The organism is Roseateles flavus (assembly GCF_039872765.1).
GTDB classification, from domain to species: domain Bacteria; phylum Pseudomonadota; class Gammaproteobacteria; order Burkholderiales; family Burkholderiaceae_C; genus Roseateles_B; species Roseateles_B flavus.
Window position 1 is genome coordinate 32,253 of the sequence record NZ_JBDPZC010000017.1, and the last position, 14,766, is coordinate 47,018.

At 68.6% G+C, this 14,766-nt stretch carries 11 protein-coding genes; 10 read left to right on the forward strand and 1 reads right to left on the reverse strand.

Annotated elements, in window-relative coordinates:
* Positions 1-163 precede the first annotated feature (163 nt).
* The 8 genes from ABDJ40_RS23150 to ABDJ40_RS23185 all read left to right on the forward strand — a co-directional run bounded on the left by ABDJ40_RS23150 (position 164) and on the right by ABDJ40_RS23185 (position 11,395).
* Positions 164-3,598, forward strand: coding sequence for an EAL domain-containing protein (locus ABDJ40_RS23150; RefSeq protein WP_347613268.1), 3,435 nt, complete (start codon positions 164-166; stop codon positions 3,596-3,598).
* The gene (locus ABDJ40_RS23155) at positions 3,595-3,777 is read left to right on the forward strand and encodes a hypothetical protein (protein ID WP_347613270.1); all 183 of its coding nucleotides are present in this window, start codon (positions 3,595-3,597) and stop codon (positions 3,775-3,777) included. The genes ABDJ40_RS23150 and ABDJ40_RS23155 overlap by 4 nt, the downstream gene beginning before the upstream one ends.
* Positions 3,774-4,631, forward strand: a complete 858-nt coding sequence (locus tag ABDJ40_RS23160; RefSeq protein ID WP_347613272.1) for an HDOD domain-containing protein — start codon at positions 3,774-3,776, stop codon at positions 4,629-4,631. The genes ABDJ40_RS23155 and ABDJ40_RS23160 overlap by 4 nt, the downstream gene beginning before the upstream one ends.
* Positions 4,628-5,572 (forward strand): ATP-binding protein, encoded by a 945-nt coding sequence (locus ABDJ40_RS23165; RefSeq protein ID WP_347613274.1) that lies wholly within the window; start codon positions 4,628-4,630, stop codon positions 5,570-5,572. Before ABDJ40_RS23160 ends, ABDJ40_RS23165 begins: the two co-directional genes overlap by 4 nt.
* A gap of 10 nt (positions 5,573-5,582) precedes the next feature.
* Positions 5,583-6,980 (forward strand): response regulator c-di-GMP phosphodiesterase, NosR family, encoded by a 1,398-nt coding sequence (gene nosR / locus ABDJ40_RS23170; protein ID WP_347613277.1) that lies wholly within the window; start codon positions 5,583-5,585, stop codon positions 6,978-6,980.
* A gap of 11 nt (positions 6,981-6,991) precedes the next feature.
* Positions 6,992-7,555, forward strand: coding sequence for a response regulator (locus ABDJ40_RS23175; RefSeq protein ID WP_269630475.1), 564 nt, complete (start codon positions 6,992-6,994; stop codon positions 7,553-7,555).
* Positions 7,552-9,675 carry a PAS domain S-box protein gene (locus tag ABDJ40_RS23180; RefSeq protein ID WP_347613279.1) on the forward strand — a complete coding sequence of 708 codons (2,124 nt, stop codon included), beginning with the start codon at positions 7,552-7,554 and terminating at the stop codon, positions 9,673-9,675. Before ABDJ40_RS23175 ends, ABDJ40_RS23180 begins: the two co-directional genes overlap by 4 nt.
* Before the next feature lie 199 nt (positions 9,676-9,874).
* The gene (locus ABDJ40_RS23185; RefSeq protein WP_347613281.1) at positions 9,875-11,395 is read left to right on the forward strand and encodes a methyl-accepting chemotaxis protein; all 1,521 of its coding nucleotides are present in this window, start codon (positions 9,875-9,877) and stop codon (positions 11,393-11,395) included.
* 39 nt (positions 11,396-11,434) lie between these two features.
* On the opposite strand, the gene ABDJ40_RS23190 is transcribed toward ABDJ40_RS23185, so the two are convergent.
* The gene (locus tag ABDJ40_RS23190; protein ID WP_347613314.1) at positions 11,435-12,988 is read right to left on the reverse strand and encodes a methyl-accepting chemotaxis protein; all 1,554 of its coding nucleotides are present in this window, start codon (positions 12,986-12,988) and stop codon (positions 11,435-11,437) included.
* Between the two features lie 223 nt (positions 12,989-13,211).
* Here ABDJ40_RS23190 and ABDJ40_RS23195 point away from each other — a divergent pair, with 223 nt between their 5' ends.
* Both ABDJ40_RS23195 and ABDJ40_RS23200 read left to right on the forward strand, forming a co-directional pair.
* Positions 13,212-13,712: an Lrp/AsnC family transcriptional regulator gene (locus ABDJ40_RS23195; protein ID WP_347613283.1), complete on the forward strand. Its 501-nt coding sequence runs from the start codon at positions 13,212-13,214 to the stop codon at positions 13,710-13,712.
* A gap of 114 nt (positions 13,713-13,826) precedes the next feature.
* A complete protein-coding gene (locus tag ABDJ40_RS23200; protein ID WP_347613284.1) occupies positions 13,827-14,750 on the forward strand; it encodes an SMP-30/gluconolactonase/LRE family protein in 924 nt (307 codons plus the stop codon).
* Positions 14,751-14,766 lie beyond the last annotated feature (16 nt).

A 14,766-nucleotide genomic window follows, 5' to 3' on the forward strand; every position in this document is an offset into this window, starting at 1 on the left:
CGCATGGCAAACAATGTCAGCGGCCCGGGCGAGTTTGCCGCGTTGCCAGCATGCCCATGCACAGGCGCGGCGTTCGGCTGAGTTGGAGATGGATTCAACCAACGCGTTCACGTCCGGATGGGGCTCGACGTCGGCCGCCGGAACCAGGGGCTGGCTTCAGGGCATGGGACTCAAGCAGAAGCTGCTGCTGGCGGCCGTTCTTTGCATGGCGGCCATTGGCGTGCCGGTGTGGCAGCAGCTGAAGCTGAGTCAGGCGCTGATTCGGACGATAGACCGAGAGCGCCAGGGTGTCGCCCACGCCAGCCTCCTGCAGCAGAGCCATGAGTCCTTGGGGCGCCTGCAGGCAGCCATCCCCGCAGGGGACGCTGCCGCCTCGCGGGCGTGGGATGCCGCACGGCTGCGGGAGCGCCTGGATTCGCTGCAGGCACGGCTGGACGCCGAGGGCGCCTCCATGGCGTTGCGCCAGGCCGCTGACGAAGCCCGGCAGCTGCTGCGCCAGCTGCCCGTCGATGAGGCCCGGGTCGCGTCCGCGGAACCGACGAGGCAAGTGAGCGCTCAGCTGAAGGCGAAGTTCCAACAGATGATGGAGCTGGTGCTGGACGAATACGCGCTCGTCCTGGATCCCCGGACCGATACCTACTACCTGATGGCCGCCTGCTTCATGCAGGGCACGGAGCTGGCCGAGCAACTGCAGGACGCCGCCGGCAAGGGCGCCTGGACGGACGAGGGCAGTGCCCATCGGCTTCGTCAGATGATGGGCAAGGTCTTCCAGGCGAACCCGGCCATGTCGCAGGCACTGGCAGCGCCCCTGCAGGGGCTGGACGACAGCCTGGCCCGCCTGCGCACGCAGCCCACGGCCGCGGACTTTGAGCGCGCGCAGGCGGCCCTGGTCGCCTGGCTGGAAGTCGGTGCCTACCAGCTGGACGGCGAGCTGGATCGCCAGCGCAGCGCCCTGCGCAGCGCGCAGACGGGGCAGGTCCTGCTGCTGCTCCTGTTTCTCGCCAGCCTGGCGCAGCTGGGCCGCCTGATCGTGCGGGACTACCTGGCCCGCACCCAGGAAATGCACCATCGAGCCAAGCTGCTGGGACACGCCGAGGAGCTCGCCAAGATCGGCTGCGCGGAGACGGACCTGATGAGCGAGCAGGTCCGGTGGACCGCCGGCATGTTCCACCTGTTCGGCGAGCCCGAGTCCTCGACGCCCGTCGACCCGGACTGGCTCTACCTGCGCGTGCCGCGGGGCGAGCGCGACAGCGTGCAGCGCAACAGCCGCCTGGTCGCGCCCCAGCAACCCTGCGAGTTCGAGCACCGGATCCAGCGTTCGGATGGCAGCTTTCGCACGGTCCTGCACCGGGCCGTCATTGACCTGGACGACAAGGGCTGGCCGCGACGGGCGCTGACGATTCTGCAGGACGTCACCGAGCGCCACGACGCCGAACAGCGCATCGAGCGGCTGGACAAGAGCTGCCCCGTCACCGGGCTGTCCAACCGCAAGGCCTTGCTGGAGCGCCTGCAGCAATGCCTGGAGCCGCTGCGGGAGGGCGACGCCGGCCTGGTCTTGATGGTCATGCAGGTGCACCAGCTGGGCATGGTGATGGACTCCCTGGGCTATGACGGTGGCGACCGCCTGCTGCAGCTGGTGGCGCAGCGGCTGGAGACGGCGGCCGGCAAGACCGCTCTGGTGCTGGCGCACCTGGGTCAGGGCGAGTACGCCTGCCTGCGGCGCATTCCCGCAGGCGAAGGGCAGGCGGATCTGCTGGAGGAATGCCGGGCGCTGCTGCGGGCGCTCAACGAGCCCGTACAGCTGGGCGATGTCGAGTTCGCCATGAGCTGCTCGCTGGGATTCAGCCAGGCGCCCCTGGACAGCGACCAGGGCCCCCGGCTGCTCCACCAGGCCCAGGCGGCCCTGGGACAGGCGCGCGAGAGCGAGGGCCTGGTCTGCCGCTATGACCCCGCCGCGCATGCACGCGCCTTCCGGCGCCTGGAGACCGAGACAGCGCTGCGCCGGGCCCTGGAGCAGGATGGGCTGCACCTGCACTACCAGGCCCAGCTGGAGCTCCGGCAGGGGCGCATCATCGGCGCCGAAGTGCTCGCGCGCTGGACGGACCCGGTGCGCGGCGAGGTGCCGCCAGTGGAGTTCATCGCTGTGGCCGAGGCCTGCGGGCTGATCGTCGAGCTGGGCGAGTGGGTGATGCGCCAGGCCTGCCTGCAGGCCGTGAAGTGGCAGAAGGCGGGCCTGCGCCCGATTCGCCTGGCCGTGAACCTTTCAGCGCGCCAGCTGCAGCTGCCGGACATCGCCTGGCGGGTGCAGAACATCCTTCGCGAGACAGGCATGGACCCGCGCTGGCTGGGCATCGAGATCACTGAAAGCCTCTTCATCGAGGAAAGCCAGCACATCCTGCGCGCCTTGCATGCCATCAAGGCGCTGGGCGTGGAGATCTCGCTGGACGACTTCGGCACCGGCTACTCGAACCTCGGCTACCTGCGCCGGCTGCCGGTGGACATCGTCAAGATCGACCGCAGCATCGTCCACGACGTCGAGGCGGCGGCGCATGACGTCTCCATGACCCGGGCAGTCATCAACATGGCGCACAGCCTGCAGCTGAAGGTGCTGGCCGAGGGGGTGGAGACCGAAGGGCAGCTGTCCATGCTGATGGCCAACAAGTGCGACCAGATGCAGGGCTTCCTCTTCAGCCCGGGCGTGGATGCCGAGGCCTTCGAGGCCCAGCTGCGCGCGGAGCAGCAGCTGCCCGGGCATCTGTTCGCCGCCGAACGCAGGCGCACCCTGCTGCTCGTGGACGACGAGGAGAACATCGTCGCCGCACTGAGGCGCCTGCTGCGCCGCGACGGCTACCAGATCCTCACCGCCAACAGCGGCGGCGAAGGCCTGCAGTGCCTGGCCGAGCACGAGGTCGACGTGATCATCTCCGACCAACGCATGCCGGGCATGACGGGGGTCGAGTTCCTGCGGCGCGCCAAGGAGCTCTATCCCGGCACGGTGCGCATGGTGCTGTCCGGCTACACGGAGCTGCAGTCCATCACGGACGCGATCAACGAGGGCGCCATCTACAAGTTCCTGACCAAGCCCTGGGACGATGAGCGGCTGAGGGCGCACGTGCAGGAGGCCTTCCGCAGCAAGGAGCTGGCGGACGAGAACAGGCGCCTGGACTCGGCGGTGACGGAGGCCAACCAGGAGCTGGCTCAGGTCAACCGCCGGCTCCAGCAGCTGCTGCAGTCCCAGCATGAGCGCATCAGCCGCGAGGAAGTCAGCCTGCAGGTGATGCGCGAGCTGCTGGAGCGCGTGCCCCTGCCCATCATGGGGGCGGACCCGAGCGGCATGATCAGCTATGCCAACGAGGCATCGGAGCAGTTGTTCAAGCACCAGCCGGCGCCCGTCGGCCGTTTCCTGGACGAGGTGCTGCCGGACGGCCTGCGCACGCTGTGGAGCGAATCCGGGGATGCCAGCACCCTGGTCCACATCGACGGGCATCGCTACCGGGCCTTGTGCCGCTCCCTGTGGGCCGGCTGGGAAGCGCAGCCGACACAGCGGGGCCGCCTGCTGGTACTGATGCCCGTGGAGCACGAAAGGGAGTACCTATGAACGAGCATCCGGCGCCTGCCCCGGCCGCCCGGCCCGACGCCGCCGACAAGCACCGCAGCGAAGCGCAACACCAGCTGGAGCATCTGTTTCGCCATGCCTTGAAGGAGGAGCGGGTGAACCCGCTGTACTTCCTCCTGCAGCGCTTCAGGGCGCAGGCGGCGGAGGAGGCGTCACCATGAGCGCGACCGATGTCGCCGGAAGGATCCGCCAGATCCGGGACCTGCCGACGCCCAATGCTGTGGCAATGCAGCTGCTGGTCTCGCTGGCCGACGAGGACCTGAGCATCGAGCAGCTCACCCAGCAGATCTCGCTGGACCAGGGCATCGTGGCCAAGGTCCTGAGGCTGGCGAATTCACCGTTCTATGGCCTGCCCCGGCGCGTGACGCTGATAGCGGACGCCGTGGCCATCATCGGCTGGCGCTCCGTCCGCAACCTGGCCCTGGCGGCGGGCCTGGCCCGCAGCTTCGACCTCGGGCGATGCCCGTCCTTCGACCTGGGGGCCTATTGGCGCCATTCGCTGGCCTGCGCTCTGTGCGCGGAGGCCCTGGCCCGTGCAGGGGGGCAGGACAGCGGCCTGGCCTTTGCCGGCGGCCTGCTGCATGACCTGGGGCGCGTGGCCCTGGCCAGCCTGGCCCCCGAGGACTACGCCCAGGCCTTGCGCTGGCAGGCTGACAAGGGAACCCGCCTTGTCGAGGCTGAGCACGCCTGCCTGGGCCAGGACCATGCCGTCGTTGGCGGCGCGCTGGCCGAGCAATGGCTGCTGGCACCCGCGCTGGTGGACAGCGTGGCCCTGCATCACCAGCCGCCCGAGGACGGCAGCGCACCGCTGGCGGACCTGGTGCACGTGGCCGATTGCGTGGCCCACGGGCTGGGCCTGGAAGGGGCGGCGGACGAGTCGGTCCCCTCCCTGGCTCTGCACAGCTGGCGCCGCCTGGACATGGAGGAGCCGCAGTGGTTCCGCCTTTTTGCCGACGTGGAGTCGGAGCATGCCGTCTTGTGCCAGGCCTTCTTTCCTGGCGAGGGGTCTCCATGAACGCTCATGAACAAGGCCATGCCGGTGCACTGCCGGCGCAGGAGGTGCAGGCACTGCTGCGCAGCAACCAGGAGCTGAAGCAGCTCAATGCGCGGCTCAGTGAGGCGCAGGAGAAGCTGGTGCAGTCCGAGAAGCTGGCCTCCATCGGGCAGCTGGCGGCGGGCGTGGCGCATGAGATCAACAACCCGATCGGCTACATCTTCTCGAACTTCGGCACGCTGGAACGCTACCTGGCCGACCTGTTCGAAATGCTGGCGGCCTATGAGGCGGCGGAACCCCTGCTGGCGGGCACGACGGTCGGCGCGGAGCTGTCGGCCTTGCGGCAGAAGGTCGAGCTGGACTACCTCAAGGAAGACATTCCGACCCTCATGGCGGAGTCCAGGGAGGGCATCAGCCGCGTTCGCAAGATCGTGCAGGACCTCAAGGACTTCTCCCGCGTCGACAACAGCCAGGAATGGGCGCTGGCGGACCTGCACCACGGCCTGGAATCGACGCTCAACATCGTCAACAACGAGATCAAGTACAAAGCCAAGGTCGTCAGGGACTACGGCGAGATCCCCGAGATCCTGTGCCTGCCGTCGGAGCTGAACCAGGTCTTCATGAACCTGCTGATCAATGCCTCGCATGCCATCAGCGGTGAGCAGGGCTGCATCACCATCCGCAGCGGCAGGGACGGGGCGCAGGTCTGGGTGGAGATCGCCGACAACGGCTCGGGCATCTCCCCCGAAAACCTCAACAGGATCTTCGATCCCTTCTTCACGACCAAGCCCATCGGCCAGGGCACGGGGCTGGGGCTGTCGCTGTCCTACGGCATCGTGAAAAAGCACCATGGTCAGATCCTTGTTGACAGCCAGCTGGGGGTCGGCACGCGCTTTCGCGTGATACTGCCCATCGAGCAGCCTGACGGGCCGGACGAGCAAGGCCCGGCACAGGCCGGATGATGGGTCTGCCATGGCATCGATGAGCGAACTCCCCGCTGCGCGCCCCGAGCCGCCTGCCGGCACCACCGGGGCCGCGGTGGCCGTGGTCCTGTGCGTCGATGACGAGCCGGCCATCCTCAGCTCGCTGCGGCGGCTGCTGCGACCCAAGGGCTACAAGGTTCTGCTGGCCGAAGGCGGGCAGGCGGGGCTGGACACGCTGGCCCGCGAGCCGGTGGACCTGGTCGTGTCGGACATGCGCATGCCCGAGATGGACGGCGCGCAATTCCTGGAGCAGGTACGGCTGCGCTGGCCCGAGGTGATCCGCATCCTGCTGACGGGTTATGCGGACGTGAGCTCCACCATCGCAGCGATCAACCGCGGCGAGATCCACCGCTACATCGCCAAGCCCTGGGACGACCAGAACATGCTCATGGTCGTCGAGGACGGGCTGCGGCGCAGGCGCCTGGAGCAGGAGAACCTGCGCCTGCAGGCCTTGACGCAGGTCCAGAACCAGGAACTGCAGGCCCTCAACGCCGGCCTGGAGGCGCGCGTCAAGGCTCGCACCCAGGAGATCGAGCAAATCAACGGCATGCTGGAGCAGGCCTATGCCGAGCTGCAGAGCAACTTCCTGCTGTCCATCAATGTGTTCGCGGGCCTGACGGAGCTGCGCGATGGCAGCATGGCCGGCTACTCGCGCCAGGTCGCGGCCCTGGCCAGGGCGACCGCCCACCAGCTGGGCCTGGGCCCTCTGGCCGAACAGGACCTGCATATCGCCGGCCTGCTGCACGAGGTAGGCAAGCTGGGCTTCCCCGATGCGCTGCTGCGCAAGCCCATGTCGCTGATGCGGGGCGAGGAGCTGCAGCTGTTCCGACGCCATCCCCTGCATGCAGAGTCGGCGCTGATGCCGCTGGCCCAGCTGCAGCGGGCCGCGCGCCTCGTGCGTGCCCAGCACGAGCGCCTGGACGGCAAGGGCTTCCCGGACGGGCTCGCGGGCGAGCAGCTGTCTCTGGCGGCGCAGGTCCTCGCGGCCGCCGTGGACTACCACGGCCTGCAGAGCGGGCGCCTGGCCGAGCGCCGCTACAGTGCGGAGGAAGCGCTGTCCATGGTGAAGGGCGGCGCCGAGGTCCGCTATGCCAAGGTCGTCGTCGAAGCCCTTGGCGTCGCGCTTCAGAGCCTGGCCGAGCAGGGGCCGCAGGACCGCCTGATCCTGGCCCAGGACCTGGTCGAGGGCATGGTGCTCTCGCGGGACCTGACCAGTCCGCAGGGGGCCTTGCTCCTGGCCCGTGGCTATGTCTTCGACGCGCGGGTGGTCAAGCAGGTACGGGAGTATGCGAGGCGGGAGGGCGTCAAGCTGCAGCTCCATGTGCGCCTCGACCCGGCCACGCCTTCGGGGCCCGTGGCCGGACAGGGTGTTCAGCAAGCAGTGTGAGGAGAGGTCTCATGGCTGAAAAGATTCTCCTGGTGGATGACGAGCCCCACATCCTGCGGGCATTGCAACGACTGCTGCGGCTGGGGCTGCAGGACGCGCAGCTGCAGCCCTATGCCCTGGAGGCCTTCACCGATCCCGCCGAGGCCTTGCGCCGGGCGCGGTCGGTGCCCTATGCCCTGGTGGTCTCGGACTACCGGATGCCGCAGATGACGGGCGTCGATTTCCTCAAGTCCCTGCGCGAACTGCAGCCGGACTGCGCGCGGGTCATCCTCTCCGGCTATGCCGACCTGAACGGCCTGATGGCGGCGATCAACGACGTCGGCATCATGCGCTTCATCGCCAAGCCCTGGAACGACCATGAGCTGCTGTGCGGGCTCAGCCAGATCCTGCGCCTGCGCGAGCTCGCCCTCGAGAACCAGCGACTGGCGGACCTGGTCCGCGAGCAGCAGGGAAAGCTCAGCGCCCAGGAGGTGGAGCTGCGCCGGCTGGAGCGGCTGGAGCCTGGGCTGACCAAGGTGAACTGGGGACCGGACGGCTCCTTCCTGCTGGAGGACCCCGGCGAGGTCCAGTTGTGAGTGATGTGCTGCCGCCGCTGTTCGTCGCGGCGCTGGAAGCGGTCAGCACGCCGACGCTGGTGCATGCAGGCGCGCAGGTGCTGCATGCCAATGCCAGCATGCAGCGGCTGCTGGGCTTTGATCTGGAGACCCTGCAGGGCATGCGCTTCGATGCCTGGGCCAGTGAGCAGACCCGGGCCGCGCTGTTCGACTATGGCCAGCGCTGCCTGCACGAGCTCGGGGAGCTGCCGTCGGCGGAGGCGGAGGCCGTCACGGCCAGCGGGGCCATCCGCTACCTGGAGCTCCATGCCCGCCAGGTGCGGCTGGACGAGCAGGTCCTGGCCGTCACCACCTGCCAGGACCTCAGCGACATGCGCCACGTGCAGAGCAGCCTGCTGGACGTAGGGCGGGTCCTGCACCAGATCATCGAGAACAGCCCGGTGGCCACCTTTGTGCTGAACGCCGAGCACCGGGTCACGCAATGGAATGCCGCGTGCACCAAGCTCACCGGCATCGAGATGGTGGACCTGCTGATGGGCGACAAGGAACCCTGGCAGGCCTTCTACAAATGGCCGCGCCCCCTGCTGGCCGATCTCATCATCGACGGGACGGTGTCCGAGACGGCCCAGACCGCTGAGGGCGAGCGCTGCCAGGCCTCGCTGCTGATCCCGGGCGCCTTCGAGGCGGAGCGCTTCTTCCCCCAGATGGGCGAGCACGGGCGCTGGCTGTACCTGACCGCGGCCCCGCTGACCGACGCCCAGGGGCGTGTGGTGGGCGCCATCGAGACCCTGCAGGATGTCACGGCGCGGCGCCAGGCCGAGGAGCAGGTGCGCCGGCATCGCCAGGAGCTGGAGGAGCTGGTGGCGGAACGTACCGCCGAGCTGCTGGGCATGCACCATGAGCTCGAGGCCTTTCTCGAGAATGCCTCGGTGGGCATCATCACCACCTCGCGCCAGCGCATCACCCGCGCCAACAAGAAGTTCGCCGAGATGTTTGAGTTCGGCAGCGAAAGCCCGCTGGACCATGACAGCGTCGAGCTCTTCACGAGCAAGGAGTCGTACGACTCGCTGGGGGCGGTGGCCTATCCCCTGCTGTCCCGCGGCGAGTCCCTGCTGCACGAGATGGAGATGTGCACGCGGCGTGGCAATCGGATCTGGGTGCAGATGATCGCCTATGTGGCCGATCCTCAGAACACCCAGGCCGGCACCTGGTGGCTGCTGCAGGACCGCACCGAGGTGCGTCGCGTGCAGGCCGAGTTGCAGCAGAACTTCGAGCGCATGAAGGAAACCAATGCCCGGCTCGAGGAGGCGCAGAACCAGCTGCTGCAGTCCGAGAAGATGGCGTCCATCGGCCAGCTGGCGGCGGGTGTCGCGCACGAGATCAACAACCCCATCGGCTTCGTCAGCTCCAATGTCGGGACGCTGCGGCGCTATGTCGAGGGCATGTTCAGGCTGCTCGAGCACTACGAGCACGTCGACCGCGCCCCTTTGCCGGCTGAACTTCGGCAGGCGATCGAAAAGGAGCGCGCGGAGCTGGACATCGAGTTCCTCAAGGAGGACCTGCCCCAGCTGCTGGATGAGAGTGACGAGGGCCTGACCCGCGTGAAGAAGATCGTCCAGGACCTCAAGGACTTTTCGCGCGTGGACCAGTCCGACTGGCAGGACGCTGACCTGAACGCGGGCCTGGACTCCACGCTCAACGTGGTGATGAACGAGGTCAAGTACAAGGCGGAGGTCGTCAAGCGCTACCAGCCCCTGGCCACGGTGCGCTGCCGCGCCGCCCAGCTGAACCAGGTCTTCATGAACCTGATCGTGAACGCTGCCCACGCCATCACGGGGCGTGGCGTCATCACCCTGTCCACGCGCCAGGAGGGCGACTGGGTGTGCGTCAGCGTGCAGGACACCGGCTCCGGCATGAGCGAGGCCACTCAGCGCCGCATCTTCGAGCCCTTCTTCACGACCAAGCCCGTGGGGCGGGGCACCGGGCTTGGCCTATCGCTGTCCTTCTCCATCGTGAAGAAGCATGGCGGGCGGATCGAGGTGGAGTCCCGCCAGGGCGAGGGCAGCTGCTTCAGCGTGTGGATCCCCATTGCCGGCCCTGCCGATGCGGGAGACGAGGCCAGCCGGGCGCCCGCCGCCTGAGGCCGGCCCGCGTCGAGAGCCGCCGCTCCGGGGCTTGACGGCCGGGCCTGGCAGGCAGCCAATAGACACTCAGAAGGCAGAGGCCGACAGGTCTTGATGGAAGCCACGAGGCGGTACTGACGTGCCCGCCCGCATGGCAGCCGGCAGGGAGCCACGCCGAGTCCTGGGACTGTCCCAGGACGTATGGAAGGGGCCGCCCATGCTGAACACCATCACGCGCATGCTGACCGCGCTGAGCGTGTCCGCGCTGCTGACCATGGCCATCCTGCTGGGCGCCTCGCTATGGGGCGTGCGGCACAGCGAGGCCATTGCCCGCCAGACCTTCGACGCCAAGGACGTCGCCGCCGACATCCTGCCGCCGCCGCTGTACCTGATCGAGCTGCGCCTGGTGCTTTCGCAGGCCCAGGAAGGCCTGCTGAGCCGCGAGCAGGCGACGGCCGAGCTCGGCCGGCTGCGCACGGAGTACGACGCCCGCATCGCCTACTGGAAGGCCAATCCGCCGCATGGGCTGGAGGTGCAGCTGCTGGGCGCGCAGCACCAGGCCGCCGAGCGCTTCTTTGACGGCGCCCAGCAGCTGCTGGCCTTGCCGGCGGACGTGGATGCCGAGCAGCGCAAGGCTGCCCTCGCCCGCGCCCATGCCCAGTACCTGGAGCACCGCGCCGGCGTGGACGTGACGGTGCAGGCTGCCAACCGCTTCGCCGAGAGCTCGGTGGCGGAGTTCGACGCCACCGGCCGGCGTCTGATCGGCAGCCAGGCGCTGCTGACCGTGCTGGCGATGGCCCTGCTGCTGCTCTTCGGTCGCCTCATGGGGCAGCGCATCTGCAAGCCCATCCGCCGGGCCGTCAGCGTGGCTGAGGCCGTGGCCCAGGGCATCCTCTCCTCGCGCATCCAGGTCGAGGGCCCGCGAGAGACGGTGCAACTGCTGCAGGCCCTGAGCCAGATGAACCAGAACCTCTCGTCTCTGGTCAGCCATGTGCGGGCCAGCGCCGACGACATGGCCCAGGGCATCGGCGAGATCGCCACGGGCAATGCCGACCTCAGCCACCGCACCGAGAACCAGGCGTCCAACCTGGAGCGCACGGCGTCCGCGCTGGAGCAGCTCAGCAGCACCATGCGCGACAACGCCGAGACCGCCGGCCAGGCCGCGAGCATGGCGCGCGAGGTGCATCAGGTGGCTGAACGCGGCGGCGGCACCGTGCAGCGGGTGGTGCAGACCATGCAGGGCATCCATGGCGCCAGCGAGCGCATCGGCGAGATCATCGGTGTGATCGACAGCATTGCCTTCCAGACCAATATCCTGGCCCTCAATGCGGCCGTGGAGGCGGCCCGGGCGGGCGAACAGGGCCGCGGCTTCGCCGTGGTGGCCAGCGAAGTGCGGGCCCTGGCTCAGCGCAGTGCTGGCGCGGCCAAGGAGATCGCCCATCTGATCCAGGACAGCATGGCACGCGTGGAACGCGGCAATGCCCTGGTCGGCGAGGCGGGCCAGACCATGGGCGAACTGGTGGCGCAGATGCAGCGCCTGCGCGACCTGATCGACCGCCTGAGCCATGCCAACAGCGAGCAGTCACAGGGCATCAGCCAGATCAACGGCTCGGTGGCGCAGCTGGACGGCATGACGCAGCAGAACGCCGCGCTCGTGGAGCAGAGCGCCGCGGCGGCGGAGAGCCTGTCGCGGCAGTCCGGGCGGCTGGTCGAATGCGTGCAGCGCTTCCAGCTGTGAATCGACGCACCGCGGGGTCAGGTCTTGCCTGGGGCGGTCTCAGTGGCTGGTCCGGAAGGCGCTGACCATCTCCGCCAGACGCGAGGCCTGGTGCTGCAGGCTTTCCGCCGCCGCCGTGCTCTGCTCGACCAGGGCCGCGTTCTGCTGCGTGACCTGGTCCAGCTGCGTCACCGCCGAGCCCACCTGGGCGATGCCGCGTGACTGCTCCTGGCTGGCCGTGGCGATCTCGCCGATCAGGTCGCTCACCCGCTGCACCTGGGAGACGATGCCGCTCATGGACTGCCCTGCCTCCTCGACCAGGCGGTTGCCATGGTCGACCTGCTCGACGCTCTGGCTGATGAGGCTCTTGATCTCGCGCGCCGCCTGCGCCGAGCGCTGGGCCAGGGCCCGCACTTCGCCGGCCACCACGGCGAAGCCGCGGCCCTGCTCGCCGGCCCGGGCCGCCTCCACGGCCGCGTTGAGGGCCAGGATATTGGTCTGGAAGGCGATGCCGTCGATGGTGCCGATGATGTCGGCGATGCGGCGCGAGGAGTCGGCGATGCCCTGCATGGTGTTCACCACCTGACCCACCAGCGCGCCGCCCTGGCCCGCGGCCGAGGAGGCCTCGCGCGCCAGGCGATCGGCCTGCGCGGCGGTGTCTGCATTGTTGGTGACGGTGCCGGCCAGCTGCTCCATGGAGGCCGCCGTCTGCTGGAGGTTGCTGGCCTGCTCCTCGGTGCGCTGGCTGAGGTCGGCCGTGCCGGTGGCGATCTCGGAGGAACCGGTGGCGATGGTGTCGCTGCTCTCGCGCACCCGCTGCACCATGGTCGACAGGCTGGCCGACATGGTGTTGAGCGCTTCGAGCAGCTCATGGGCTTCGTCGCGACCGCGCGTGTGCACCTGCTCGCGCAGGTCGCCGTCCGCCACCCGGCGGGCCAGCTGCACGGCCTGGTGCAGGGGCTGGACGATGGATCGCGTGCAGCACAGGGCCGCGACGACTGTCAGCAGGGTCGCTGCGGCCGACAGCAGCACGGACCACAGCTTGACGCGTGCCTCCAGCCGTTCCAGCTCGGCAAAGCTGGCCTGCGCCTCCTTGCTCTGCAGGGCAATGAGCTGGTCGATGGCGGCCTTGGCCTGCACACCCAGGGGCTGGATCTTCTGACCGTAGATCAGCTCGGCACTGGCGCTTTCCCCTTGCTTGAGCAGGTCCCGCGCCGCCAGCAGCCCTTGCTTGACGTAGGCCCCCCGTGTCTCGGCAAAACGGTCGGCCAGCGCCTTTTCCTCGGCACCCAGCGGACCCTGGGTATAGCGCTTCCAGGTCTCGGTGACCTCAGCCACATTGGCGCGCAGCTGCTGGTCCAGGGCCTCGACCTTGGCCGGCTGCGGGTCGCGCAGCATCTCCATCACCAGGATCCGATTGCGCAGCATCAGGGCGTCGATGGCGCCGATCTGCTGGATGGGCAGCAGGCGCTGCTGATGCAGCGCGCGGGCCTGCTCGCCCATGCGGTGGCTGCTCTGCCAGCCCAGGATGCCCAGCAGCAGCATCAGCACCAGCACCACACCAAAAGCCAGGCCCAGGCGCGGGCCAATCCTCAAACTCCTGAGGCTTTCCATCTTGTTCAACTCCCTTTGTTCCCTCCGGGATGGGCGCGGCCTGGGGCCGTCTTCTGGACAAGGCTCAAGGTTCGTGGGCCACGGCAAGTGTGGCTTTGAGAAATATCAAGTCGGGGCGAGTTGCGACGGCGACGAACAGGAGCTGCCATGAAATAGGACCTCGATGCGAGCGGTCGCGCCCTGCCAGTCGGGCGTGTCCGGGCCTTTGGCTACACTGGTCCGCATGGCAGGTATCCCGGCAGCGCTGGACAAGTTCGATCGGCAGATCCTGGCTTGGGTCCAGCAGGACTGCCGGGTCGCCGCCGAGACGCTGGCGGCGCAGATCGGCCTGTCGGCTACGGCGGTGCAACGCCGTTTGCGGCGCCTGCGCGAGGCCGGCGTCATCGAGCGCGAGGTGGCCGTGCTGGACCCCCTTGCGCTGGGCCTGGGGGTGTCCGTCTGGGTCGAGGTGCAGCTGGCAGTGGCCAGCCAGCAGCAGCTGGTCGACGGCTTCGCTGCGCGCATGAGCCAGGTCCCCGAGGTGCAGCAGTGCTTCTACGTGGCGGGGCCCTTCGACTTCCTGCTGCTGCTGCGCTGCGAGGACACCGGCCACTTCGAGCGCCTGAGTCGCGAGCTTTTCTTCGACCAGCCCAATATCCGCAAGTTCCGCAGCACCTTCGTGTTGCAGGAGTGCAAGCGCGGCGCCGCGCTGCCCCTGGGGCGGCCCCTCCTGGCGGACGGCTGAGCCTGCCGGCGTCAAAAGGCCGCGGGGCGGCGTGTTTCGCACCGAGATTGCCGCCGGACGACCCGGCTGTGCAGGGATGCTGTGGACCTCCTTCACCAGCGGAGCAATCCCGAGATGCATGACCTTTCCCCGCCAGAAAGCAGCCCCGTCGCCTTTGAAGTGCTGACCCCCGAGTTCGAGGACCTGATCCGTCACAGCGCCCGGCTGGAGCGCCTGGCCAGCCACTGTCGCTGGGCCGAGGGCCCCGCCTACTTTCCGGCCTTGCGAAGCCTGGTCTGGAGTGACATCCCCAACGACCGCATGCTTCGATGGGACGAGGGTTCGGGCCGCGTCTCGGTCCTGCGGGCGCCTTGCGGCCATGCCAATGGCAATACGGTGGACCGGCAGGGCCGCCTGATCAGCTGCGAGCACAGCGGCCGGCGCGTGGTCCGCACGGAGCACGACGGCCGCCTCACCGTGCTGGCCTCGCATTTCGAAGGGCGACGCCTCAACAGCCCCAATGACGTGGTGGTCCACTCAGACGGCTCCGTCTGGTTCAGCGACCCGCCCTATGGCATCGAATCGGACTACGAAGGCATTCGCGCACCACAGGAGCAGGCGGGCTGCCATGTCTATCGATGGGACCCCGTCGACGGCAGCGTGCAGGCCGTGATCCGGGACATGCGCTGCCCCAACGGGCTGGCGTTCTCGCCCGACGAGCGCTGGCTGTACGTCGCCGACACGGGCCAGGAGGAGGGCTGCATGCGCCGGCATGCGGTCGGGCCGGACGGGCAGCTGGGCCCAGGTGAGCCCTTCCTGCGCTGCGACACGGGCTTCTTCGACGGCTTTCGCTGTGACGAGGCGGGGCGCCTCTGGACCAGCGCCGGCCGGGCCGTGCACTGCTACCGGGCAGACGGGACGCTGATCGGCCGCATTCCCATGCCCGAACGGGTCTCCAACCTGGTGTTCGGCGGGCTGCGGCGCAATCGCCTGTTCATCTGTGCCAGCAGCTCGGTCTACAGCCTGCTGCTGGCCACCAACGGATGCCCGACCTTCTGAGCATGAAAAAAGGCCT